Here is a 24039-nt window from a genome sequence, read left to right on the forward strand (position 1 = left end):
TGTGTTTCTTTCAACGACAACTTTAATATCTTATCAAATCATCAACTCATTGTCAATAATTTTTTTATTCTTATTCGTTCGCCTCTCAAAAGCGACTTTATTAATATATCATTTCGCAAGAACAGTGTCAACAACTTTTTTTGTTATGATGTGTTTCTTGTGAAGCGACGTTTATTAATATACCACGCTGCATCATGGAATGCAATAGCGTTTTACAATCCAAAATTATCCTCTTAAGATGCGTGCCTATTTCCTCTATATTATATTTAGCTATTCGCCCAGTGTGACACATTTTTAATAATTAGTTCCTTTACATTTGGTAATCAGCAAGACTAACCCGATTATTATCAAATTCGATACCTTCACCTTCCAAGTTCCATCTTTGAATTCTCGCCACCTCTTCATCAGCGATACTAATCTCCCCATTCCTATTCACAACCCGATGCCATGGCAATTGATACTTATCACTCAAGGAATGCAAGATCCTGACTACTTGCCTTGCCGCTCTTGGACTACCAGCCAGCTTTGCAATTTGACCATACGTCATTACTTTCCCCACTGGAATTCCCTTAATAATCACTAGTACATGTTTAGTAAACTCTTCCATGATACTTCCTCCTGTTCAACGAAATTCAACAATTGACTGATTCTGTTCGATTCTATCACGTAGTTCACTAAGCAACTCCAGTACCTTGTCACTCCTCTCTGTTTTATCAATCTTTTTATGTAGAACAGTATATAATGTAACATCGCGCAATCGTAAGAAATACGGTAAATGTATTTCCCAATCAGCAGGTGCCTGATTTGCTTCTTTATAGCCATCCATAAACGCAGTTAAAAACTTTGCTGCAAATTGATTCCGCTTTTCCTGATCCGTAGCAGCATGTTTGGCCATCACTGTGTAATATACTGGTATGGCGATATCTGAAACAAACCACATATAGCAGCTATCATCAAAATCAAATATATGAATGTTCGTCCCATCATAAAAGAAATTCCCAGAATGAACATCATTATGGATAAGTCCATAATTTTCTTTCGTTATTGGCAACTTTTTTATTTGATTAATAAGATCTTTCGCGTTTGCAATTACTTTATCCTCATATACTGGTATATATCGTTCAACAAATAATAACTCGTCTTGCTCCCATGTTTTTCTGTTAAGATCTGGTGCTAATTGGAAATCCTTTGTAGCAGCGTGCATTTGACCAATGCTATTACCCCAAGCACGGAATAAAGACGTATTAAATTGTTCACTATCTATTTTAACAGGCGATCCTTTTACTTTATCGAATAGACTTGCATAGAAATAAGATTGGTCTTCAGCCTGAACGGTCTCAACAAACCTTCCATCCTTCGAGGCATAAATACGTGGTACTTGTAAGTCACTATTGAAAAGATGGGTGACCCAATTCATCTCTGCCAACAATTCAACATGATTTCGATGCGAACTATGCGTTAATCGTAAAATATATGACTTTCCTTTTTTATATACTTCGTACACATAATTTTCAAAATCACCAAGCAACGTATAATTATCTTCAAGTTCAAAACGATTCCAAGTTTCTTTTTTAATTGCTTCCGTTAACACGCTTGCTACGGATTTTTCCATATTTATTCCCCTTTCACTGATCACGTATCATAATTATATATAGAAGAAACATGATTACAGAATATATTTGCTATTGATTACCAATTGCTTATATTCTCGATTAATTATAGAAATATTTTATCATCAAATACCAGAATTAGCTCCAAACAAAAGCCTCTTCGGACAAGTATGTCTAAAGAGGTTATCAAGCAAATGTCGTATTTAATTGTAGTATCATTTATACTCCTCCAGTTTCTTCATCTATAACGCAACATTTCTATTTATTTTAGTCTACGATCATTAATTAACTGTTGAAGTTCAAAGTTATTCATCATACTATTCACCTTCTTTCTATTTATAACAGATCTTAACTTCAGTTACCTGGGACGGCGCTCACTTACAATTTGTTGTATTTCATACTCGTTAAACATCTTTATCAACTCCCTTTTTCTTTGTTAATTTTATTATAGGGAAGATTTAAGATTTTCTTAACGGCAGTTAGAATGAACTTCTATCAGACTACAGGCTGATTTACTTCTCAGACTCCTTAGACTTAAATCGAATGAAACACAAAGTATTAGGAAAGATAAAGGTTAGGAGGGATTAGACATGGAGGTATCTGAACTCAGCTTGAGGATAGCTATTTCTTTTATTGTTTTATTAGCATTAACAAGAGTGATGGGTAGAAAAGAATTGAGTCAAATGACCTTCTTTAATTTTGTCTCAGGCATTGCGATCGGTTCGATTGCAGCAAGTCTAGCTGTCATTCAAGACTTAAGTATTCGAAACGGAATTATAGCATTAGTTGGCTGGGCTGCATTTACACTAGTGACGGGGCTGATCGATATTAAATCAAAATCCGCACGCACCGTACTTGAAGGGCAGCCGCTAATTTTAATTAAAAATGGTCAAGTGATGGAGGATGTGCTAAGAAAAGCACGCTTAGACATGGATGCTTTGAATGCGATATTAAGAAAAAAATATGTTTTCTCTATTTCGGATGTCCAATATGCCATTTTCGAAACAGATGGTAAAATATCCGTCATGAAAAAAGATTACAAGCAGAGTATTACGAAGGCAGATATGAACATTGAAGCAAAACCAAATATAATCTTTGATATCCCTACTACAGTAGTATCAGATGGTAAGATGGACAAAAAAAATCTCGATAAACTAAACCGTGATGAAAAATGGTTAGAAGTGCAATTAGCACAATATGGGGTAACTTCGATTGAAGATGTATTTTTTGCACAGGTACAAACGGACGGAACGTTATATGTAGATCAGAGAAATGATGTAGTCCATTAATGAAAAGAAGTGATGCGCTATTGCACCACTTCTTTAATTTTTTCTAATAACTGTTCAGCTGATATAATCGCTTCTCCGCCTCCTTGTGCTAAGCTATGACTTCCTCCTCCCTTTCCATTGATAATCGGAAGTATGTTTCCAAGCAGTTTTTTCATACTGATGTGTGTTACTGCAGTTCCGCGCCCAAATACGACTTGTAATTTGTCGCCATTTTGGCTAACGAGTATAACAACACCATCTTCTATATGAGCTATAAGTTTGCGCGTTAGAGTTTGCATATCCTTCATCGAATAACCCATAAATGCTTTTGCAACTACAGAATGGTTATTCGCCTGATAAAGTATATCGTTCGCTTGTAAATCAAGCACTGTCGCTTCTGTTTCGGACAATGCTTTTTCAGTATCCTTTTGCTTAGCTAATAGTGCATCAACGGCAGGAGCCAATTCATTTTCCGGTGCACGTAACTTGTGGTTTAACGTTTGTATGACCCGGTGCTTTTGAGCAAGTTGCGCTAGCACTCGACGACCACATACAAAGTGAACCCTTACTTGCTTCCGTTGTTTCTCCCACCCTAGAATCTTAATCGACATTATTTGTCCAGTTGAGTTGGGATGTGTACCACCACAACCGTTATAATCAAACTCTGGAATAATAACTAAACGGATATTTTCGTCTACGGAAAGATTTTTCCTTAAACGATAATTTTTCACTTCTTCTGGTGTAACCCATACAGTTTCTATCGGCCGGTTTTCTAAAATAATTCGATTACATATCTCTTCTATCTTGGTAAGCTCATACTCAGATACTTGTCCTGTCTCTAAATCAATTGTACAAATCTCACTACCTAGATGAAAGCTAACCGTTTTATATCCAAGTATATCTTCAAACGTAGCAGACAATATATGCTGACCTGCGTGTTGCTGCATGTGGTCAAAGCGGCGTTGCCAATCCAGCATACCTGTTACCTCGGATTCATAGAACAACGGCTCTTTTAAATAGTGTCTAATTTGCCCATCAATCATTTCGACATCCAAGACAGGGTACCCATTTAATGTTCCTGTATCATACGGTTGTCCTCCTCCCGTTGGATAGAATGCAGTTTGGTCGAGCGAAACATAATATCTACCTTCCTGATCCTTTCCTTGTTTTATAACTTTTGCTTTGAACTGTTTCTGATAAGCATCTTGATAATATAATTTATTTTCCAAGAATAACTACTCCTTTACCAATAAAAAAGCTTTCTACCGCCTTTATATTCTGTGATAATATAGACGCAACGTTTCTATCTAGTATAAAGGAAGATTCATGTAAAGATAAATTAAAGCGTTACAGAAGTTGATTTAGATAATGGTCACCATGCCTCTAGAACGGGCCCTAATTTATACATTTTCTTAGCAGAAGAAGATGGAACATGGATAAACAAGGCATTATCATAAATTTTAAATTAATTGGCGAATTAAATGGTGTATTCACTACTCCCAAAACATAATATTAATCATAGGATAGCAGTGATAGGAATCAGGGAGGTATAACTAATGCATTATCAAACTGTTTTTTTTCAAACACCATATGAGGGAAAGCCAATTCATTCATCGGATCTTTTAAATACCATTCACCACTGTGCTATATCATGCAACCATATGACAACAATGCTATACAAAAAGCAGGATCTATTTGGTAGAGGTGAGCAGTTAAGTAATTTACAAGATTGCGCCGAAATTTGCGGACTAATGGTCAATTATTTGGCTCTTTCGAGTAAATTTTCAAAAGTATTTTCAAGTGTGTGTGCTTCAGTATGTGAAGTATGTGGAAGTACTTGCATGCAATTTCCTGATCAAGCATCACAGCAATGTGGTCAAACTTGTTTAATTTGCGCCAAAGCATGTCAACAGTTAACTGCTTAACATTTAAAATATTACAGCTTATCTCAAAGGGATAAGCTTTTTTACTTTTTTGCTCTTATGATATTCTTACATTAAGTAATATTTAGAGAGGAAGAATCAAATGAAAAATTCTCAAGTCGTAATCGTCACTGGTGGCGGAAACGGAATTGGAAAGCAAGTAGCCGTATCGTATGCCGAAGCAGGCTATAGTGTAATCATTACTGATGTGGACGAGATTAGTGCAGAACAAACGGTAAATGAAATTAATGCAAAAAATGGACAAGTAGTTTTTGTACATGCTGATTTACGGAAACCAGAAGATATCAAACACTTATTCAAACAAACCATCTCTGAATTTGGCAGCATAGATATCCTGATTAATAATGCTGGTGTTTCCAGATTTAAATCCGTATATGAGCTTACCGTCGAAGAATGGGATGATGTGATCAACACAAATTTACGAGGAACGTTCCTTTGCGCACAAGAAGCAGCTAGATACATGCGCACAAATGTTCATGGTGGTTCAATTGTAAATATTGCATCGACCCGAGCCTTTATGTCTGAAAAAGATTCAGAGGCCTACGCGGCGACTAAAGGCGGAATTGTTGCATTAACCCATGCTCTTGCACTTTCCTTAGGTGATGATCAGATTACAGTTAATTCGATTAGTCCTGGCTGGATTCAAACGAATGACTATGACAAGCTATCAGAAGCTGACCATAAACAACACCCGTCACAACGAGTTGGAAAACCATTAGACATTGCTAGAGCATGCCTGTTCTTAACTGATCTAGAGAACGATTTCATCACCGGCGAAAATATTATTATCGATGGCGGTATGATTCGAAAAATGATTTATGGTGAATAAAGTATGAAAGATGAATGGTCGCTTTTGTGCGCCATTCATCTTTCATTTAGCGATTAGTCCGTATAGAATATATTTTCGTTTGCTCACCATTAAGATAGTAAGCATCATCAGTGTACTCCCAGCCATACTTTTCGTAATAATTTTCCAATTCCGAACAAAGATAAATATGTTCAAAGTCTTTTGATTCACGTATAGCATGAGAAAGAATCACAGCACCATAAGCCTTGCCCCTTAATGGTGGAACTACATACAAACAAGCAAGCCACGGGAATAAATCCTGACGACTGATTAGATCATTTCTGAGCATAGCATAGGAACCCACAATCTCGTTATCGATTACTGCGATATAAAACCGCGGTAATCCATTTCGATTTTCAACTGCATGCACCATGCAATCACGGTAGAACTTATAATTATCGGAACTTCCCCAATGCCTCCAGAAAAACTTTACCGCTTCATCAAAGAGATCTTTCCTTTCATTTACATGATGTATTTCAAGCATCTTAGCTCCCCCCTCTAGAAACATTACTTGTCAATGATAATTTGTTGTTTTATTAATCTTATAGTACAATCACTGAAAATCCAATAAAAATTGCAGGATGTGGATACATTGAAAATAGTCGTTACAGGCGATACACACATGCCAATGCGAGGAAAAAAACTACCTTCTAAGCTTATAGAGTCTTTAAGCAATGCAGATCTTATTTTGCATGTAGGTGATTGGAGCACAATTGAAGTTTATGATGAATTGACAAGATATGCTCCAGTTGAAGGAGTGGTAGGCAACGTAGATCAAGAAGAAATACAGAAAAGATTTGCACAAAAGAAAATCATCACCCTAGATAAGGTGAGAATTGGGTTAACCCACGGACACGGCAAAGGAAAAACTACTGAAAAACGAGCGATAGACATGTTTAAAGATGATGCTGTAGACATTGTTACTTTCGGACATTCGCATATACCTGTTCTACATCACTATAACGACCTTATCACCTTTAATCCCGGCTCCCCAACGGATAAACGACGACAGAACCAATATTCATTCGGAATCATTCAGATTTCTGAAACAGTGGCAATTCAGCATGTTTATTATGACACAAAGGAATGAATTTACAGCGGCGTATTCTTCCTAAAGTTATGGTATGAGTCACGATTGCAGTCATCGTGACTATACTCGTTTTTAAACTTTCAGATTTGCCATACCTAAGTGTGTTTTTTGTCGATATCGTGTATCTGTTCCCGACAAAATAATAAGCAAGATTACCATAACACCCCATTAATACTTTTTTCCTATTGTACCACTTTATTGTCCTTCCGCTATTGGATGTTTGACATTCCATGTACATAGACTTGTTGTTATCCCAACAAATAATACAGCTAATGCAGATAAAAAAAAGGTTTGCGAGGAAAAAAGATAGCCGCCTAGGATGATGACCATACCATCGATCAGCAATATAAGTAAACCAACATTAATACCTGACATATCGGAAACGAATTGTGCGATTAAATCGGTTCCGCCTGTACTCGTCTTAAAACGTAGCATGATGCCGATCCCTAATCCAACTAAGATACCCCCAATAACAGCATTCAATGGGGCATCCAACTCAAACGAAATATGTTGAGCAAGTAGATCTATGGATAAAGAAGAAACTAATAGTCCATGTAAGCTATTAAAAAAGTACGATTTGTAATAAAACCAGGCAATAATGAAAACAGGAATACTAATACATATAATCGTCAGCCCTGTTTCGATATCAAACAAATAGTGGACGATTAAACCTAAGCCAATCACACCACCATCTAAAATTTTAAATGGCGTAAAAAAACCATTAATCCCTATCGATATGAATATGCTACCTATTATAATAATTAATCCTCTACGAAGAAATTCCATCTAATACCACACCTTATGAAAGTACCCTTTTTATAATCTTATGCTTGTACTTTTATAAAAATGGCATTGCACTAGGAATGAATAATTTATTTTGCTATAACATTCTCAAGAAACGCTTTAATTTCTTGTTTGTTTTTTAATTGAATAACCTTTCGCCCCTCACCTTTAGCTAAAAAGTTCGCAAACCTGCTTTGCATTTTTTTCTTTCTAGAACTGTAAGTGGTCACAATAAACTTTAAAAATTTCCAATCCATTTTCTCGGTACACCCTTCTCCCATGTCTACTCTCGTATTCCCCAAGTTCGTTAACCAGCGATTTAATACCCGAAATAGACATAGGTATAGCGGCAGTTCAAGATAAATAATCGTATCTGCTGCTTCAAACCGAATATCAAAAGTACTACTATAATTACCTTCTATAATCCATGACTCATTTCCGACTATTTTTCGCTGTGCGTCTGCAAACTCTTCACGAGGTGCTTCCACCCAACCCGGTTTCCAATGATAAGCATCTAGATGAAATACCTCTATTTCTAATTGTTCTCCCAACCTTCTTGCAAAAGTGGATTTCCCGACACCTGCAGAAATTCCAACAACCATGATCCGTTCCATTTAGGTAGCCCCCTGATTCGATAAGATAGGTATTAATTATAATGCAACATATACTATCAGAAAACTAGTTTCACAATTTTATGTATACAAAAAACTTCCCCCAATTGATAACTTCAAATGCGGGAAGCATAATTGTGTATTATTACATTGGTAACCAGCCAACTTTCCATACTTGTGTAGTCTTGTATTTAATTAGTCACAGAGCTGGATTTGTACCGCTATATAATCTCATGAAACAATTTCTTGGTCTTACAAGTCCGCTAAACTTTGTTCATCAAATAAAGAATTCTTTACGACATACCTCATCCTTTATTATAGCTTTAACAAGTAATACATTGCTTGCAGTCACGAATAGTTCGGGCTGCAATAATCCAACTATATGCAGCTGCAAAAAGCTAACATTCAGTATTATAGAAATTGATTAATACAAGAAATTTTTCTAGAAAATAACTAATTTACTTTCGAAACCTATTTCTCATTAGTATAACTGATATTTTTCCTATCGCCTATGGGTATAAGAATTGTATATTATCCAACACTAAAAAACACGATTATTTGGGGGAAAAAGCATGGAACTACAATTGATAGAAGTATATATCCCAAAAGAAGGACTATCATTATTAAATAAACAAATCGAAAATTTCTCGATTATCTCTCACTGGCACAGTCATAGTTCTGAACAATATGAGTTAATTAAGATTCTTGTTAAGAAAAAACACTCTGAAGAAATTTTAAATTATTTAGAGATGGACTCCAAGTATAATGAGGAACTGCATGCATTGTTATTTTCAGTACAAACATATATTCCAAGGGTCACAGCTGACGAGGAAGAGAAACAAGAAGAAAAGCAACCTGATAATGATAAAAAGGAATTAATGCGCGCTAGCAGACATGAACTATATACGGTTGTAGAGTCATCTAGTAAAATTTCTAGAAGCTTCACATGGTTTTTAGTTTTATCAGCGATTGTAGCAACAGCGGGGATTATGAAAGACAGTGCAGCCGTCGTCATTGGCGCAATGGTAATCGCCCCATTAATTGGACCATTTACATCAGCAGCCTTTGCATCAGTACTAGGCGATTACAAGTTATTACGCAAATCAGTACTTACATCCCTGTATGGTCTATCTGTACCTTTCGCGATTGCCATCCTGTTCGGTGCAATTTTTGAATTACCAACTTACAGTGATGAGTTTATGGCTCGTACTAAAATTGAAATCATGGACATCGTTGTTGCCATTGCAGCTGGGGTAGCCGGCGCATTGTCATTTATAAAACGTGTCTCGGAAGCATTGGTTGGGGTAATGGTTTCGGTAGCCTTACTTCCACCAACTGTTGTTACAGGAATGTTAATCGGTTCAGCAGAGTGGTCCGTTGCATTAACACCACTAATACTTTTACTCGTAAATATTCATTCTATTTTATTGTCGGCAATACTCGTATTTTGGTTCAGTGGCATAAAACCCGTTAACTGGCAAGAAATCCAAATAGCAAATACATCTCGAAAATACGCGCTATTGTTTGTTAGTTTAGTAATTATTATTTTAAGTATTACGATATTTTTTATTTCATTTTAATATAAAAAAGGAGACATCTTGTCCGTTCCAGCAAAATTACCTACTTAACCATCAGTTTGATGGCGACGGATATGTCTCCTCATGTGTTATATATTTTTCATTAATATAGTCAATAAATCCTTCAACATAAAATGGATCAAACTGTGTGCCTGAACACGCTCGTAGTTCTACAATCGCTTCGACAAATGTTTTTGTCTTTTGATAAGGCCTTTCTGTAGTCATCGCATCAAAGGAATCTATAATACAAAGAATTCGTGCAAGCTTTGGGATCTCTAGTTCTTTCAGTCCATGTGGATATCCTCTTCCATCATAACGCTCATGATGTAGCTCAACGCATGGAATTAAATCCTCAAACTTCTTGGTAGCTGCAACGATGTCTTTCCCCCAGGTTACATGCATTTTAACCATTTCCCACTCGGCATCGGTAAGCTTACCCTTTTTATTAATAACGTCTCTTGGAACCTCCAACTTGCCAATGTCATGAATAAGAGCGCCGAGCATTAATGTTTTTCTCTCATGGTCTTTCAAATCAATTAATTTGCTGAATTCTACTGTATATTTGAAGACACGTTTACTATGACGATACGTGTAAATATCTTTTCCAAGAAATAGTTTTAACTGTTGTTCCAATTCTTCTACTGGATAATCTATTGATATGGACTCCATTTCTGTTCCAAATACATGCGTATTGTTTTTACCTTGAGCCTTCGCATAATACATCGCTTGATCTGCCTGACTAAGAAATTCAGAAGAACTAATAATTTCTTCAGAATGTTCAATAATACCAGCTGAAAAAGACAGGCAACCATAAGGAAGTAGCTCTACTCCTTTAAAATACGTATCATTCACTTGTTTTCTTAATTTATCGATAAATACAGATGCTTCTATATCTCTAGTATCTGGCATTAAGATAACAAACTCTTCGCCGCCATATCGAGCGACGACATATCCTTTTGGGTTACACTCTTCCTCTAATCGTTCTCCGAAGAACTTTAATAAACTATCTCCTTGCAAATGCCCAAAGCCATCATTATATTTTTTAAAATCATCAATATCTAGCATTGCTAAACTAAGGGACTGCTTACTATTTTTAATCTCGAATAGTTTTTTATCCAATATTTCTTTAAAGTATCCGTGATTGTTTAATCCGGTTAGATGGTCGATATTTGCCTTATTTGCCACTTCTTGATACAATCTGAAGTGCTGTTTAAAAGCAAAGGAAAGTAACATTGCTATACTGCTAAAAATTATTAGTCCAAATAATGGTTCTGCTTTTAACAAAAAGCTTAAAACAATTGATAATAGCATCGTACTCATGTAGCTTTCTATAGCACCCTTTATGACACCCTTCATAGCACTTATCAAGCTTTCATTTTTTACAATCCAAAAGAAAATACTTATCATAAGAACATTGATAGCAAAATATACGGTGAGTGACAATAGATATGAAAAGAAAAACAATGAATTAACATTTCCTACTAATCCACCAGTTAATATAAATATATAATATGCACTAGTGATCATTAGAGTATAAATAGATAAATTAAATAAATATACCCACCAAGGTAACTTATGATCATACAAGTATTGTATTAAACTTGCTAAAAGTAATACAATTAATGATGTTTCAAGACCAAAAACAAAAACACACCCCAAATAAACGGCAGAATCCATGGAGAGCGCATTTCCTTCTGGAGGCAATAGAATAATAAAATGATTTAATAATAGTACTGTACCAATTAGAGCATATCCCAATACCCAATCCGAGTTGGTTTCAAATGGAAACACACCTATATATATATAAATAAAGGCTGCCATTACAGTCACAATAGTAAAAAACATATTTTTATTTTTAAGATATGTCATAAGTTATCACTCTCATAAGTAGTATTGGGAGAGAGTATCAGCTCTCTCCCACAAAAAATTTACACACCTACAATTTTAAAACCAGATGTTAATGCTGCAATAAGTGATCCAATAATTACGGCATTGATTAGAAGACCTGTAAGTTTGATTCCAACTTTGTTGCTTTCGTTCTTTTTCATCTTAATTCACCTCCCTTAAATGAGGCTCATAAGAAGTTTTATCTGTTTGATTTTTACTTACCATCTTATTTTGAATATAAATGAATATACCAATATTCATTATTACGTCGCCAATACTTATAACCTGACTCTTCGGATATGGGTCCGTTATAGGAATGATATCTCCTAAAAATGCAAGATTTGTAGATTCCGTTATTAGTGCATGCTTTGCATATAATCCTTGTTTTATCGTATCAATGTAAACTGGATCTAATATTATGGAGGCTTCTTCTGATACAGGCATACGCCCGCCATTAACGATCATCACTAAGAAGTTCAAGAAAACACCAGCCATTATGATATTCAATCCCAGATGATCACGATTAATCCATAAAAAGAACAAACCTATTATGTATACTGCCATAAAGACATAGTTACTTATTGATGCTATAAATTGTACACTATTTTGCAAATAAAAAACAGTTACTTGAACTAAAAGTAAAACTGGAAAAATCCACCCCCATTTAAATAAAGGCTTGGACAGCCAGTCCAATTTTCCTTTTCGAAGTAGCCCAACTATAAACGAAATAATAATGCCATCAATCACCATATCTATTACACCTAAATTCTATTTTTTATCGATTAATGTAAGTAAATGTTAATACTCTCTATATTGTACCAGAATTCACTTAAAATTCTATATGTTTTTACAAAATTTTCAATAAAATTTGCTGAATTTCCCAAATGAATAATATTCAATCTAGATATTTGTCGTTATACTTCCTATTATTCACGTAAAGCAGTGAGTTTAATAACGTAATTATTTCTTACAACTAAAAAAACAAGCCATGTTGACTTGTTTCAATTTGTTTGCATTTATAATTATGAATGAGTGCCATCAATGATTGTTCCAATGCTTAATGGTAATTTTATTGTGAAGGTTGTACCTTTACCGAGCTCACTATCTATATAAACCGTTCCACCATGACTTTTTATTATACTAAAACAAATTGCTAATCCTAATCCAGTACCTGTTTTCTTGGTGGTAAAGAATGGTTCGCCAATTTTCCTTAGATCATTTTCTGAAATACCTGGACCTTCATCTTTTACCGATAGGAATGCATGATCACTTGTCTTTTTAGCATAAATTGATATTGTTCCATGTTCCATTATTTCAATTGCATTTTTAATAATATTGATTAGTACTTGTTTCATTTTTGTATCTTCACATTCAATGATCATCTCTTTTGCTTCGAATGCTGTAGTAATCTCAATGCTTTTAATAACAGCCTGTGTATCTAAAAGCATTTTTACATCATTAACTAAGTCTATAAGATTCTGATTTTCGCGTCTCTCTGCATGCGGCTTAGACAATAATAAGAGCTCAGAAGTAATTCGCTCGATTCTATCAAGTTCATTATCGATCACTTCATAGTATCTATCTTTTTGATTGGATTCTTTTATTAATTGGAAAAATCCTTTAATGGTAGTCAAAGGATTACGTATTTCATGACAAATCCCTGCAGCAAACTGACCTGCAAAAGCTAGCTGTTCTGAACGAAGCACTTCATTTTCGACTGATTTTTCTCTATTTATTTGATCCATGATCGATGTTGTTGCTTTATTCTTATCTAATTTATAAAAAGGCGAACGAACTAATGATATATCCGTCATATAATATTCATGATCATGTAACAATTGTGTCAAAGATGATGCTGATAACGTACGCCCATTATAGGCGCATACCGTTATTAATTGATGCTTATGTACGAAAGAATCTGCTTCATGCTCATAGCGATGTAACAACTCAGAGTCTTCGATTCTCACATGTCCCCATACTCGAAGCGGAATGTTCGCTTTTTTAAATGGACTAATTAAATCTGATAGGTTATCAAGCAAAGCATACTCATCTTGACCTGGTTTTTGATAAAAGTTACTAATATCTACGAATTTTATGTTATCAATATCAGTCTTCGAAATGTAAGCTCTAGAAAGGTTATCTTTAAGATATTCGATATTTTGACGTGTATCTAGTAATAGAATCCCTTGGTTATATTTAATTCCTTCTAACACATAACGTAATACACCATCTAAATAATTTTCCATATTACTGTACACATAAATTATATGACTTCCGATAACAAAATTATTGTTATGTACAATACTTGATTCTACATCTTTTTGATTCGATATCATATTTGCTTCCCTTTCCTTTATCATGATAGCTATAGTCCGTATAATTGATAGCAATAATTATAGCAACATTATCCAATAATTAAAAGGTTTGATGACGTTAGAATCTATATCTGTAGAAGAATATTTACTGTAATACTATTGTCCAAGATAAAATTATGTATTTTCAATATATATAGGCTTATATGCAGTTATTTCTGTATACTATATACCCATATTTAAACAAGCAAAAACATTCTGATCAAGTTTATTTAATTTTTTCTACTTTTTCTTATTATACCAACTGATAATGTAAGTAGCGGTATTATTAACCCCACTGTTATAGAAAGCGGGATCCACGTGCTAGTCAAAAATTGATTATAATAAATCACATTTGGGGCAAGTACAACAGCAAATACAACAAGTAAATAAGCTAATGGAATAGTCAATGTCTTATAACTTTTTAAGCTTAGTACTCGACTTGCACCTAAAGCTAGTACATAAAATGTGACTGTAATTTTAAAAAATATTGTAAAGAACCATACGATTGCGACGACAATCTCAATACGTTCTAAAAAGTCTGCAATACTAATTTTCTTACCTAAAACATACGTAGGATATGTATTTCTTATTGTAAAATCTACCCCTAGTATAACTAGGCACATGAATGTGATTATAGTAAGTGTTATGCCGCCTAGTGTTACACCTACAAGAAACCCCTTCCTGGCGTTTTCTGGTCGATTCACATATTTCATAATAGCCAGTAAAATAATAAGTTCAAGGAATGGGTAACCAATTAAAGGAATAACGCCTGCAAACATATCAGCGATATTAGTTTGCAAAATGGGTTGTATCTTTTTCATTTCAGCTCCAGGTATAACAAAAACTAGTAACATGACAAGTGAGATAAACGTGTAAGGGAAAAATATCTCTGATGTACGTCCAAGTACTTCTAACCCCATTCGAACACCGATTAAGCAAGTTAATATCGTTAATAGTAGGATTACTTCCATCGGCGTACCAACTAGAATTTGTGTAGCAATAAAATCCCCCATTCCCCTTAGATTTCCAGCTGCGACAAAAAATATTAACAATATAAACACCAAAGAGATAACCTTGCCAATCCATTTACCGTAAACAAACTCCATCAATTGAAATAAATCTTTCTTTTCGTTTATTTTAAACAGCTGATTGTAGATTAGTACAATACCTATACCAATTAATGTAGCAATAAACACGGAAATCCAGCCATTTTCTTTGCCAAAAGATGTGGCAATTGATGGACCAATTATAATCGCAGTTCCCAACACATTCATAAACACTAATATAGTAAATTGTCTGCCACTTATTTTAACCTCTGTATCCATCATGCTACCTCCCAGTTAACAGACTATCTTTCTTTATATTGCTGTAAAACTTTTGATAATGGCTCTGCAACTGGTTGAAATAAATAATCCATTAACAAGGAGGGATTCGGAATTGGATAGCCTAGTGCTAAAGTAACCGAAAAAAATACAGCAATAAGAAAGCCCATCACAAATGTGATTGATTCCTTTTTCGATTCCGTTTTTTTAACTTTTTTTAATTCGAACCAAAATATAAATACAGAAATTACCATAATACCAATCCCAATAAGCATCATTCATTCCCCTTGTTTTTTTCTGGTATATCTCGCATAAAGCTTTCTGTAGTTGTACCCGTTCTACTGATCTTAAATTCAGTTTCCAACTCTACTTTTACATTTACGAATTCTCGATTCCAGTTTTGCTTTAATTCTTCCCATAGCTTTGGCTGTGAGCGCTTAATTTCCTCCCCAAATCCAAAAATATCACTTTTGAATTCTTTTGCTTTTGTTATACTAGAATTTATTATTTGCTCAGTTCTTTCTTCAAATTTCTGCTCAATCTTTTTGATGTTGGCTTGATCATACAAATCGATATCACATTGAACCTCACCAATATCTGCTTTTATTTTCGTATTAATATTAATCCCTAGTTGGTTATTGATTAACTTAACAGTAATATTCGTCTCTGAATTTGCTACTTCTGCTGAAATTGTTCCACTCTCGCCACATTCCACCCAACCAATCGTATTCGATATGTTATCTGTAATATAATTAAAGCCTTTACTTTCACTTTCATTTAGCCATCCAATTAATTTATCACCTTGAAACACTCCAATATGATTAACATGGACAGTCGTAAGGGGATCAGTAGTTTCCATGTTGTTTAACTTTGCTCCTTGATCTGGGTCACCCTCAACATAAATACCTGTTAAGACAGCTTGTTTTCCTTCACTTGTTAATGAACTAATTAATTCATCTAATTGAACTGCTTTTGTTGGCGCCCATTGGTCCTGTGATGTTTGTAAGCTATCGGATATTTTGTTAGCAGGTACTTTTTCTAAAGGTGTCAACACTTTAATAACTTCTTCCGCTTGCAGACCCTTAGCAATTGCAATAGCGAAGTCTGTACGCATTTCATGATCACGTGATAAAAAATCTAACGCAGGTGCTATACCTTTCTCAGCCATTTCTTGCCCAACGAGAATAATACGTATATGGGATAAATAAACTTTTCTAGGAGTCACCGTCGTAAGCTTTCGAATTGCTTCAAATAACGTTTTACCTGTTGCTGTATAAGTAGTGGTTGCTGTTCTTGTTGTAAGTGCCTTTCCAGCAATTTCTCCTGGATTAATCACTTGTGCGGTTACTTTATAACCATCTTCATGGGTATCGATCCCGATTGCAGTAGCTATAGCGAGCTCACTTAATTCACGTGAACTCCAACAGCCTGTTAAAACAAAACATGATAATATTATTAAAATAATTTTCCCACTTGTTTTGCCAATCATTTTTAACAATGTTCATACCTCATTACTTTGATGGTTTAGGCGGCTTCTGATTCTGTCCTTTTTCACGTTTTATATCTTTCTGATTAATAAGTCTTGGTCTATTTTCAAGCATTTGAAGCGGCATTCGAACTAATGAATCCTTCTGATCCTCCGTATTGAATGGGCCCATCGGTGACAGGTAAGGTATTCCAAACGAACGTAGGCTAGTTAAATGCATGACCATCACGATAATACCTAAGATAATACCGAATAAACCAAAAGTTGCAGCTAGCGTCATAAACAAGAACCTTATTAATCGAACTGAAAATGACATGTTGTAGCTTGGTGAAACAAAGCTGCTAATTGCAGTAAGTGATACCACAATTACCATAATTGCTGAAACGATGCCTGCTTCTACAGCTGCTTGACCTAGAATAAGTGTACCGACGATCGAGATTGCTGACCCAACCGCACGTGGCAGTCTGATTCCTGCTTCACGTAATATTTCAAAGGTGATTTCCATGATTAAAGCTTCCACGTAAGCCGGGAAAGGGACTCCCTCTCGTTGTGCAGCGATACTGATCAAAAGTGTCGTCGGAATCATCTCTTGATGAAAAGTAGTTACTGCTATATAAGCAGATGGTGTTAGCAATGCTAAGAAGAATGCAAAAAATCGTAATAACCTTACTAAACTAGATATATCACTGCGTTGATAATAATCCTCAGGTGATTGAAAAAAATCAACAAATAGAGATGGTACTAATAGTGCGAAAGGTGTACCATCCACTAGAATCGCTACTCTACCTTCTAATATACCTGCACTAATAGCGTCGGGCCTCTCCGAATAATTAATGGTAGGAAATGGTGTGAAGGTTTCGTCTTGTATTAATTGTTCAATATAGCCACTCTCTAATATGCTATCAATGTTAATTTTCTTAAGTCGTGTCTTTACTTCCTTGACAACTCCATCGTCTACGACTCCGTTTAAATAAGCAATAGCTACACCTGTTTGTGTTTTTTTGCCAATGTTTTGTGTTTCAATCCAGAGATTAGGATCTTTAATTCTTCGTCTTATTAAAGCCGTATTTGTTTGAAGTGTTTCCGTAAAGCCATCTTTAGGTCCTCTTACCACTTGTTCAGAACTTGGCTCTTGGATGCCTCGTTGTTCCCATCCTCTTGATCCGACCACTAAAGCTTCCGAGTATCCATCCAGCATGAGGATGGTTTCACCAGCTAATAAATTTTCATATAATTCCTCGAAAGTACTGATTTCTGATAATTCAGCACCTGGTAGTGAACAATCTTTGATTATTTCTAAAAAATTAACTTCTTCTTTTGTAATCTGTTCCCCTAAGTCTACTTCTCGAACATCAATCATCAACGTTTTCATGATAAAATTGTGAACTAAATCTTTGTCAACCAATCCATCGGTAAACAGGATTAATGCTTCCAGTGGATTATCTTTCCCTATCTTAAATTGTCTTGAGACAATATCATTGCTATGTCCCAATGTTTCCATTACTTGCGACAGGTTTTCCTTAACAGAATAATTAATGGGCATGTCATGTTGACTAGCTACCGTTTCAGTTGTAGTCGATTGTCTGCTTTTCCTTCTTTTTATCGATGTGAACCGTCTGCTCATAGATGTACTCCAAACTCTTCATATTATTAGCAGTTTTTTCTGTTTTGGCTTTTTTATGCGAAACTGCGCTATAAAAATAAATTATAAAAGGAAAGAACACTATACCGACCAACTGCAGATGCATTAAAATGTAGATAGTAATATTAGTAATAGAGGTTGTTCAAAAAGGGACCAATAATGACTAACGAGGAGGCGTTTTTATGAAAGTCGAACCATTAACCATAACTCGACTAGCAATGTTCTGGTTGATTTGCTATGTCTATTTCACCATGGGGTATGGAGGACCAGCTTATTTACATATCGCTGTTATTTTAATTACTTGTGTGTTTACATTGAATCATTTTCTACTATTTTCAGCAATTGGTTCTAAACTACTTGTCTTTATTTGTTTAGTTGATGTTTCCATGTCTACTATATTAAATTTTATGTTTCCTGGGACAATTTATTTAATCTTATTCGGCGTAATTGCTGTAACTGTTTCCTTATTTACAGGTAATAAAAAAATCCTTGGTTCCTTCATGGCACTATTTTTTCTAATTTGGCTTATTAACATTGTTATTTCTTATTTGCGTACAAATGAAGTCTTATTATTAGATGATTTGATTAGCTTCTCATTTATCATTTTCGGTTCGATTGTAGGTCGCTTAATTTACCAGTTACATGCTGCCCAAAAACAAATAAAAGATCAATACGGTCAATTAAATGATTCGCATTTTGCATTAAAGGATGCACATGAACAATTACAACATTACTCTAGGCAAGTTGAGGCCTTAACCGTCGTTCAAGAGCGTAATCGAATTGCCAGAGAGATTCATGATACAGTCGGACATAAAATGACCGCACTATTAGTTCAACTAAGGCTAGCAAAGGAATTGCAAAGTCAACAAACTGATCAAGCCAGTGATACACTAGTAACTTGTGAACAATTGGCTAAGGATGCCTTACAGGAAATTCGTCTTTCCGTACAAACCCTTCATGAAAAAGAAGATGACTATAAAGGTGTTATCGCTAACATCCGTGCGATATTAGAAAATTATCAATCTACAACAGGACTAGAGTCTGAATTAGAAATCAAAGGGGATCCGGCGAACATTCCAATATCAATTCAACCTATAATCACTCGAATGATTCAGGAAACCATTACAAATGCCGTACGTCACGGTCAAGCGGAGAATTGTCAAGTAACGATCGACATTGATGCCGATGCAATAACGGTTAGCGTGAAAGATGATGGTGCAGGTGCGAACCATGTTGAGCCTGGATTCGGCTTAATTACAATGCGCGAACGGGTTATCGAGCATGGAGGGAATATTTCGTTTGAAGGCATAGCTGGACAAGGATTCACTGTTCAGGCAAAGTTTCCACAAAAATCGATGAAATGGAAGATTGGTGGTGTATCATGATCAAACTATTAATTGTTGATGATCAACAGCTTATGCGTGATGGATTAGCTTCCATCCTGCAACTAAAACAAGGATTAGAAGTTATCGGTGTTGCCTCAGATGGTTTAGAAGCTTTTGAAAAAGTAAAAGAGTTGCTGCCTGATATCGTATTAATGGATATTCGCATGCCAGGTACCAATGGTGTTGACGGTACAAAACTTATCTATAACACATTTCCCAATGTGAAAATTCTGATGCTGACGACCTTTAAAGATAGTGAATTAATCTTTGATGCTTTAAAAGAAGGAGCAAGTGGATATTTATTAAAGGACATGCCTACAGACGGGATCGTGCAGGCGATTAATACGGTTCATGCTGGTGGTGTAGTGTTACCGCAAGATGTGACTAAACAAATGATGGAAGAAATTAATTACGGAAAATCTCCAGCACATCATCACATCGATGAAAGGTCATCGCTTGTCAAAGCGTTGACAGAAAGAGAAGTAGAAGTATTAAAGTTATTAGGACTTGGCTTAAATAATAAAGAAATTGCTGAAAAGCTATTTATTACCGAAGGAACGGTAAAGAATCATGTATCAAACTTAATAAGTAAGCTCGAAGTCCGCGACCGTACGCAAGCAGCCATTTATGCTGTCCGGTACCGCGTTACCAACTTTGATACATGACTTTTAGCATAGCTAAGCTAGCCCAAACGACAGAGTGATCTGTCGTTTTTTTGTGTCAAAAATCTACCTGAAGCTAGATGGCAAAGCGTATTAAGCTAGTTACAATTTAAGTAATCAAATGATGGAGGCGAGCTTAATCATGTTACAAGTAAAGCAAATATCAAAAAGCTATGGTAAAAAACAGATTGTTGATCACATCTCTTTTTCTGTAAATAAAGGAGAAGCATTTGGACTTTTAGGTCCCAACGGTGCTGGTAAATCCACAACCATATCCATGATTTGCGGACTTATTGATGCTGATCAAGGCGCAATAGAAATTGATGGATTATCGATAAATAAACATACCAACGAGATTAAACGTAAAATCGGCATCGTTCCGCAGGATATCGCCCTTTATCCTACAATGTCTGCACGGGATAATCTTATTTTCTGGGGCAAGATGTATGGTCTATCCTCAAAATCAGCGAAAAACAGAGCAAATCAAGTGCTAGCACTCGTTGGTTTAGAAGAACGTGCAAAAGATAAAATTGAAACATTTTCTGGAGGAATGAAACGCCGAATTAACATTGGAGCTGCATTAATGCATGAGCCTGAACTACTCATAATGGATGAACCAACTGTCGGTATTGATCCGCAATCGAGAAATCATATTTTAGACACAGTCAAGCAATTAAACCAACAAGGGGTCACCGTCATCTACACGAGTCACTATATGGAAGAAGTTGAATTTTTATGTAATCGGATTGGAATCATCGACAACGGACAGATGATTGCAATCGGTACAAAAACAGATTTGTGTAACCGTCTCTCGAATGGATCATTCATTCATTTAACAGTAGCTGATCATAATCAAAAATTAATTGATGAGATAGAAGCATTAGATTGTGTAACAAAAGTCATCAATAAAGAAAATGGAACAACCCTTGAAATAATAGTGCCTGATCCTAAAATAGCACTTGGTCGTATTGTTACGCAGGCTTCTGCGCTCGGTATTAACGTAGTATCTGTCCACGTGAAAGAACCAAATTTAGAATCGTTATTTTTGCAATTAACCGGACGATCATTAAGGGATTAAGGAGGAATTGAAGAATGAGGAGTTTAACGATTGCTGGCAAAGACCTGCTGATTCGGCTAACAGATTGGAAAGGCTTTGTCACTATGCTACTATTACCAGTTATCTTAACCGCCATTTTAGGATCGGCGCTCAGCAGTGCTTTTAGTGATGATGGTGCGTTGCCAGAGACAGTTGTTGGCATTTATGTTGATGATCATGACGAAATGGGCGAAAGATTTGTTGAAGATGTATTGATGAGTGATCAATTAGAAGAACAATTTACTGTACACATGCTAGAAAGTTCGGATCAAATCGAGACACAATTGTTAGAACAATCGATTGATGTTGGTATTCATTTTCCCTCATCATGGTGGGAAGCCTTACTAGAAGGGTCTTCACCTAACGTTAAAATAATGTCTACTGCTGACCAACAATTGCAATCTAATATTGTCCAATCCATGCTCGACTCCTATGTAACCAGAATATCTACTATAGCAATGAGTATCGATACGGTAGTGCATGATATTGCTGCACAAACAAGAAGCACAGCGATTGATCCAAATGCATTCGCATCATCATTACGTATATCTCTTGAAAAAGTGGCTTCTGAAGATATTGAAATAGGCAATAACCAATCTACAGATGAAATTTCCCTAAGTGGTATGCAATATTATGCTGCAGCAATGGGGGCGATGTTTTTATTATTTAACATTACCGTTGGGGCAAAGTCTTTTATAGAAGAGCGATCAACCGAAACATTTGCACGGCTGTTAGTTGCTCCTATAAACAAAAAGACAATTATCATCGGAAAATGGTTAGGCACGTTTTATTTTAGTTTGTTGCAATTTGTTGTGTTTGTGCTGTCCACTCATTTTCTATTTGATGTAAATTGGGGTAGTAACTTATATCAATTGGCTGTAATTGCTGTTACCTATTCCATTTCAGTTGCAGGACTTTCCATGTTAATTGCTACGATATTTACTAGCGAAAAATCAATCGACACGATTGGTGGTTTAGGTATTCAAGTACTTGCACTGTTAGGTGGGTCGATGCTGCCAATTTCTTTATTTCCTGATAGCTTACTTGCACTCGCTAATTTAACACCGAATAAATGGGCTTTATCAAGTCTTCTAGATGTTATGTCAGGAACTACATGGAACTCACTATTATTGCCTATGGCAATATTGTTATTGGTTGGTTTTATATCTATGATTTACGGCTCATTTAAATTAAAAATATAACAAGGAGGACACCAACATGAAAAAAGTATGGGCACTTGCTAGCTTTGAATGGAAGCGTGTATTTGTTAAGCCACAATCCTATTTAATTATGTTTGCCATGCCGTTGTTGTTTACATTTATGTTCGGAAGTTTATTTCAAGGTAGTACTGCTAATCTTCCCACGATAGCGATAGTTGATCAAGAAGATAACAATCTTTCTAGATCACTGATCGATCAATTAGAAGAAAAACAAATGATGGAAATACTCTCCCTATCACTAGAAGAAGCAGAAAAACAGTTCGAAGACAACCAACTTTCAGGCATTATTAACATACAGCAAGGATATCAAGACGCGATTGTTGCAGGTGAGGTACCAACTGTTGCATTTCAGCACGCACCTGCTTTTAATGAAGCGATGACAATCAATCAAATTGTTTCCGATCAAATAAGAAGTGAACGAATGCTTGTCGAAGCATCTATAAGCTGGGGTGAGGCAACTGCTACCTCCTGGGAAAATCAGTATAAAATCTTGTCCAATCAATATGACGAAAGATTCACTATCAGCGAACAAATAACTTTCGCGAAAAATAATCAACCCTCCATGGACAATATCTCATCAAGGTCAGCGGGATTTGCGATTATGTTTGTTATGATCGTTATCATGAGTGTTGCCGGAACACTACTTGATGCTCAAAAAACAGGAGTCTGGCTTCGTTTACTAGCAACACCAACAACACGCTTACAATTATTAAATGGCTATTTACTTGCTTTCTTTCTTATCGGGTGGATGCAATTTGCAATATTAATGTTGTTATCAAGCTGGCTGTTTGATGTATATTGGGGCAACTTAGCTGCGGTTAGTGTATTAGTATCTGCTTTATTGCTCTGTGTTGTCGGGTTAGCCTTATTGATTGGCAGTTTTGCCAAAACCTCTGAGCAACAGTCCGTGCTTGGAAACGTTGTGATCATTTCCACTTGTATGCTAGCAGGGGTCTATTGGCCACTTGAGATTGTACCATCTTTTATGCAAACCATTGCGGAATTTATTCCACAAACGTGGGCAATGAAAGGGTTCAACGAAGTGATTGCACGAGGAGGTTCACTTTTGGACATAACTTTACCAATTATTATCTTACTGGCTTTTTCTGCAGTATTTTTATTAATTGGTTCTTTGCGAGTAAAATTTGATTAATTAGAGTAAAGGTGCTTCTTGCATATAGAAGCACCTTTTGTTTTTAGTAATCTAATTACTTATATATTTACGCTTTTTAGGAATCATATATCTTAAGCCAACA

At 35.6% G+C, this 24039-nt stretch carries 23 protein-coding genes; 10 read left to right on the plus strand and 13 right to left on the minus strand.

What is annotated here, in order from left to right; translation table 11 throughout:
* Nucleotides 1–310: 310 nt before the first annotated feature.
* Complete coding sequence (locus ACI6MV_RS11870) at nucleotides 311–607, minus strand: MGMT family protein (RefSeq protein ID WP_407270517.1); 297 nt, start codon at nucleotides 605–607, stop codon at nucleotides 311–313.
* Between the two features lie 15 nt (nucleotides 608–622).
* Nucleotides 623–1612, minus strand: a complete 990-nt coding sequence (locus tag ACI6MV_RS11875; protein WP_407270518.1) for a phosphotransferase enzyme family protein — start codon at nucleotides 1610–1612, stop codon at nucleotides 623–625.
* Nucleotides 1613–2200: 588 nt separating this feature from the next.
* On the opposite strand from ACI6MV_RS11875, the gene ACI6MV_RS11880 reads away from it, so the two are divergent.
* Nucleotides 2201–2899, plus strand: a complete 699-nt coding sequence (locus ACI6MV_RS11880; RefSeq protein WP_407270519.1) for a YetF domain-containing protein — start codon at nucleotides 2201–2203, stop codon at nucleotides 2897–2899.
* 17 nt (nucleotides 2900–2916) lie between these two features.
* Here the strand turns inward: ACI6MV_RS11880 and ACI6MV_RS11885 are convergent, their stop codons facing one another.
* Complete coding sequence (locus ACI6MV_RS11885; protein ID WP_407270520.1) at nucleotides 2917–4107, minus strand: alanyl-tRNA editing protein; 1191 nt, start codon at nucleotides 4105–4107, stop codon at nucleotides 2917–2919.
* Between the two features lie 327 nt (nucleotides 4108–4434).
* On the opposite strand from ACI6MV_RS11885, the gene ACI6MV_RS11890 reads away from it, so the two are divergent.
* Entirely contained in the window at nucleotides 4435–4803 is a 369-nt protein-coding gene (locus tag ACI6MV_RS11890; RefSeq protein WP_407270521.1) for a four-helix bundle copper-binding protein, read from the plus strand.
* A gap of 100 nt (nucleotides 4804–4903) precedes the next feature.
* Nucleotides 4904–5650, plus strand: coding sequence for an SDR family NAD(P)-dependent oxidoreductase (locus ACI6MV_RS11895; RefSeq protein WP_407270522.1), 747 nt, complete (start codon nucleotides 4904–4906; stop codon nucleotides 5648–5650).
* A 46-nt stretch (nucleotides 5651–5696) separates the two neighbouring features.
* On the opposite strand, the gene ACI6MV_RS11900 is transcribed toward ACI6MV_RS11895, so the two are convergent.
* Entirely contained in the window at nucleotides 5697–6152 is a 456-nt protein-coding gene (locus ACI6MV_RS11900; RefSeq protein WP_407270523.1) for a GNAT family N-acetyltransferase, read from the minus strand.
* A 99-nt stretch (nucleotides 6153–6251) separates the two neighbouring features.
* Between ACI6MV_RS11900 and ACI6MV_RS11905 the strand changes: the two genes are divergently transcribed.
* Nucleotides 6252–6758 carry a metallophosphoesterase family protein gene (locus ACI6MV_RS11905; protein WP_407270524.1) on the plus strand — a complete coding sequence of 169 codons (507 nt, stop codon included), beginning with the start codon at nucleotides 6252–6254 and terminating at the stop codon, nucleotides 6756–6758.
* 195 nt (nucleotides 6759–6953) lie between these two features.
* Here the strand turns inward: ACI6MV_RS11905 and ACI6MV_RS11910 are convergent, their stop codons facing one another.
* Nucleotides 6954–7544 carry a YitT family protein gene (locus ACI6MV_RS11910; protein ID WP_407270525.1) on the minus strand — a complete coding sequence of 197 codons (591 nt, stop codon included), beginning with the start codon at nucleotides 7542–7544 and terminating at the stop codon, nucleotides 6954–6956.
* An 86-nt stretch (nucleotides 7545–7630) separates the two neighbouring features.
* Nucleotides 7631–8155, minus strand: a complete 525-nt coding sequence (locus tag ACI6MV_RS11915) for a P-loop NTPase family protein (RefSeq protein WP_407270526.1) — start codon at nucleotides 8153–8155, stop codon at nucleotides 7631–7633.
* 569 nt (nucleotides 8156–8724) lie between these two features.
* Here ACI6MV_RS11915 and ACI6MV_RS11920 point away from each other — a divergent pair.
* Nucleotides 8725–9732 carry a TIGR00341 family protein gene (locus ACI6MV_RS11920; protein ID WP_407270527.1) on the plus strand — a complete coding sequence of 336 codons (1008 nt, stop codon included), beginning with the start codon at nucleotides 8725–8727 and terminating at the stop codon, nucleotides 9730–9732.
* A 51-nt stretch (nucleotides 9733–9783) separates the two neighbouring features.
* Here ACI6MV_RS11920 and ACI6MV_RS11925 read toward each other — a convergent pair whose 3' ends face one another.
* The 7 genes from ACI6MV_RS11925 to ACI6MV_RS11955 form a co-directional block, all read right to left on the minus strand.
* A complete protein-coding gene (locus ACI6MV_RS11925; RefSeq protein WP_407270528.1) occupies nucleotides 9784–11598 on the minus strand; it encodes a bifunctional diguanylate cyclase/phosphohydrolase in 1815 nt (604 codons plus the stop codon).
* Between the two features lie 180 nt (nucleotides 11599–11778).
* Nucleotides 11779–12366 carry a DUF5317 domain-containing protein gene (locus ACI6MV_RS11930; RefSeq protein WP_407270529.1) on the minus strand — a complete coding sequence of 196 codons (588 nt, stop codon included), beginning with the start codon at nucleotides 12364–12366 and terminating at the stop codon, nucleotides 11779–11781.
* 272 nt (nucleotides 12367–12638) lie between these two features.
* Complete coding sequence (locus tag ACI6MV_RS11935; RefSeq protein WP_407270530.1) at nucleotides 12639–13976, minus strand: ATP-binding protein; 1338 nt, start codon at nucleotides 13974–13976, stop codon at nucleotides 12639–12641.
* Nucleotides 13977–14200: 224 nt separating this feature from the next.
* On the minus strand, nucleotides 14201–15295 hold the full coding sequence (locus ACI6MV_RS11940) for a GerAB/ArcD/ProY family transporter (RefSeq protein ID WP_407270531.1): 1095 nt from the start codon (nucleotides 15293–15295) through the stop codon (nucleotides 14201–14203).
* A gap of 23 nt (nucleotides 15296–15318) precedes the next feature.
* Nucleotides 15319–15567, minus strand: coding sequence for a hypothetical protein (locus ACI6MV_RS11945; protein ID WP_407270532.1), 249 nt, complete (start codon nucleotides 15565–15567; stop codon nucleotides 15319–15321).
* Nucleotides 15567–16781 carry a Ger(x)C family spore germination protein gene (locus ACI6MV_RS11950; RefSeq protein ID WP_407270603.1) on the minus strand — a complete coding sequence of 405 codons (1215 nt, stop codon included), beginning with the start codon at nucleotides 16779–16781 and terminating at the stop codon, nucleotides 15567–15569. Before ACI6MV_RS11950 ends, ACI6MV_RS11945 begins: the two co-directional genes overlap by 1 nt.
* 22 nt (nucleotides 16782–16803) lie before the next feature.
* Entirely contained in the window at nucleotides 16804–18402 is a 1599-nt protein-coding gene (locus ACI6MV_RS11955) for a spore germination protein (RefSeq protein WP_407270533.1), read from the minus strand.
* A gap of 200 nt (nucleotides 18403–18602) precedes the next feature.
* Here ACI6MV_RS11955 and ACI6MV_RS11960 point away from each other — a divergent pair, with 200 nt between their 5' ends.
* The 5 genes from ACI6MV_RS11960 to ACI6MV_RS11980 all read left to right on the plus strand — a co-directional run bounded on the left by ACI6MV_RS11960 (nucleotide 18603) and on the right by ACI6MV_RS11980 (nucleotide 23936).
* Nucleotides 18603–19805 carry a sensor histidine kinase gene (locus ACI6MV_RS11960; RefSeq protein ID WP_407270534.1) on the plus strand — a complete coding sequence of 401 codons (1203 nt, stop codon included), beginning with the start codon at nucleotides 18603–18605 and terminating at the stop codon, nucleotides 19803–19805.
* Nucleotides 19802–20470 carry a response regulator transcription factor gene (locus ACI6MV_RS11965; RefSeq protein ID WP_407270535.1) on the plus strand — a complete coding sequence of 223 codons (669 nt, stop codon included), beginning with the start codon at nucleotides 19802–19804 and terminating at the stop codon, nucleotides 20468–20470. The genes ACI6MV_RS11960 and ACI6MV_RS11965 overlap by 4 nt, the downstream gene beginning before the upstream one ends.
* A 139-nt stretch (nucleotides 20471–20609) precedes the next feature.
* Complete coding sequence (locus ACI6MV_RS11970; protein WP_407270536.1) at nucleotides 20610–21545, plus strand: ABC transporter ATP-binding protein; 936 nt, start codon at nucleotides 20610–20612, stop codon at nucleotides 21543–21545.
* Nucleotides 21546–21559: 14 nt separating this feature from the next.
* Nucleotides 21560–22765 (plus strand): ABC transporter permease, encoded by a 1206-nt coding sequence (locus tag ACI6MV_RS11975; RefSeq protein WP_407270537.1) that lies wholly within the window; start codon nucleotides 21560–21562, stop codon nucleotides 22763–22765.
* 16 nt (nucleotides 22766–22781) lie between these two features.
* The gene (locus ACI6MV_RS11980; RefSeq protein WP_407270538.1) at nucleotides 22782–23936 is read left to right on the plus strand and encodes an ABC transporter permease; all 1155 of its coding nucleotides are present in this window, start codon (nucleotides 22782–22784) and stop codon (nucleotides 23934–23936) included.
* Nucleotides 23937–24039: the final 103 nt, after the last annotated feature.

It is taken from the genome of Radiobacillus sp. PE A8.2 (assembly GCF_045635475.1).
Taxonomy (GTDB): domain Bacteria; phylum Bacillota; class Bacilli; order Bacillales; family Amphibacillaceae; genus JBJGXI01.

Bases quoted from the DNA above. Each gene is read 5' to 3' on its own strand.
- ACI6MV_RS11870 (WP_407270517.1), bottom strand. From the start codon at position 607: ATGGAAGAGTTTACTAAACATGTACTAGTGATTATTAAGGGAATTCCA.
- ACI6MV_RS11875 (WP_407270518.1), bottom strand. From the start codon at position 1,612: ATGGAAAAATCCGTAGCAAGCGTGTTAACGGAAGCAATTAAAAAAGAA.
- ACI6MV_RS11880 (WP_407270519.1), top strand. From the start codon at position 2,201: ATGGAGGTATCTGAACTCAGCTTGAGGATAGCTATTTCTTTTATTGTT.
- ACI6MV_RS11890 (WP_407270521.1), top strand. From the start codon at position 4,435: ATGCATTATCAAACTGTTTTTTTTCAAACACCATATGAGGGAAAGCCA.
- ACI6MV_RS11895 (WP_407270522.1), top strand. From the start codon at position 4,904: ATGAAAAATTCTCAAGTCGTAATCGTCACTGGTGGCGGAAACGGAATT.
- ACI6MV_RS11900 (WP_407270523.1), bottom strand. From the start codon at position 6,152: ATGCTTGAAATACATCATGTAAATGAAAGGAAAGATCTCTTTGATGAA.
- ACI6MV_RS11910 (WP_407270525.1), bottom strand. From the start codon at position 7,544: ATGGAATTTCTTCGTAGAGGATTAATTATTATAATAGGTAGCATATTC.
- ACI6MV_RS11915 (WP_407270526.1), bottom strand. From the start codon at position 8,155: ATGGAACGGATCATGGTTGTTGGAATTTCTGCAGGTGTCGGGAAATCC.
- ACI6MV_RS11920 (WP_407270527.1), top strand. From the start codon at position 8,725: ATGGAACTACAATTGATAGAAGTATATATCCCAAAAGAAGGACTATCA.
- ACI6MV_RS11925 (WP_407270528.1), bottom strand. From the start codon at position 11,598: ATGACATATCTTAAAAATAAAAATATGTTTTTTACTATTGTGACTGTA.
- ACI6MV_RS11930 (WP_407270529.1), bottom strand. From the start codon at position 12,366: ATGGTGATTGATGGCATTATTATTTCGTTTATAGTTGGGCTACTTCGA.
- ACI6MV_RS11935 (WP_407270530.1), bottom strand. From the start codon at position 13,976: ATGATAAAGGAAAGGGAAGCAAATATGATATCGAATCAAAAAGATGTA.
- ACI6MV_RS11940 (WP_407270531.1), bottom strand. From the start codon at position 15,295: ATGGATACAGAGGTTAAAATAAGTGGCAGACAATTTACTATATTAGTG.
- ACI6MV_RS11945 (WP_407270532.1), bottom strand. From the start codon at position 15,567: ATGCTTATTGGGATTGGTATTATGGTAATTTCTGTATTTATATTTTGG.
- ACI6MV_RS11950 (WP_407270603.1), bottom strand. From the start codon at position 16,781: ATGATTGGCAAAACAAGTGGGAAAATTATTTTAATAATATTATCATGT.
- ACI6MV_RS11955 (WP_407270533.1), bottom strand. From the start codon at position 18,402: ATGAGCAGACGGTTCACATCGATAAAAAGAAGGAAAAGCAGACAATCG.
- ACI6MV_RS11960 (WP_407270534.1), top strand. From the start codon at position 18,603: ATGAAAGTCGAACCATTAACCATAACTCGACTAGCAATGTTCTGGTTG.
- ACI6MV_RS11965 (WP_407270535.1), top strand. From the start codon at position 19,802: ATGATCAAACTATTAATTGTTGATGATCAACAGCTTATGCGTGATGGA.
- ACI6MV_RS11970 (WP_407270536.1), top strand. From the start codon at position 20,610: ATGTTACAAGTAAAGCAAATATCAAAAAGCTATGGTAAAAAACAGATT.
- ACI6MV_RS11975 (WP_407270537.1), top strand. From the start codon at position 21,560: ATGAGGAGTTTAACGATTGCTGGCAAAGACCTGCTGATTCGGCTAACA.
- ACI6MV_RS11980 (WP_407270538.1), top strand. From the start codon at position 22,782: ATGAAAAAAGTATGGGCACTTGCTAGCTTTGAATGGAAGCGTGTATTT.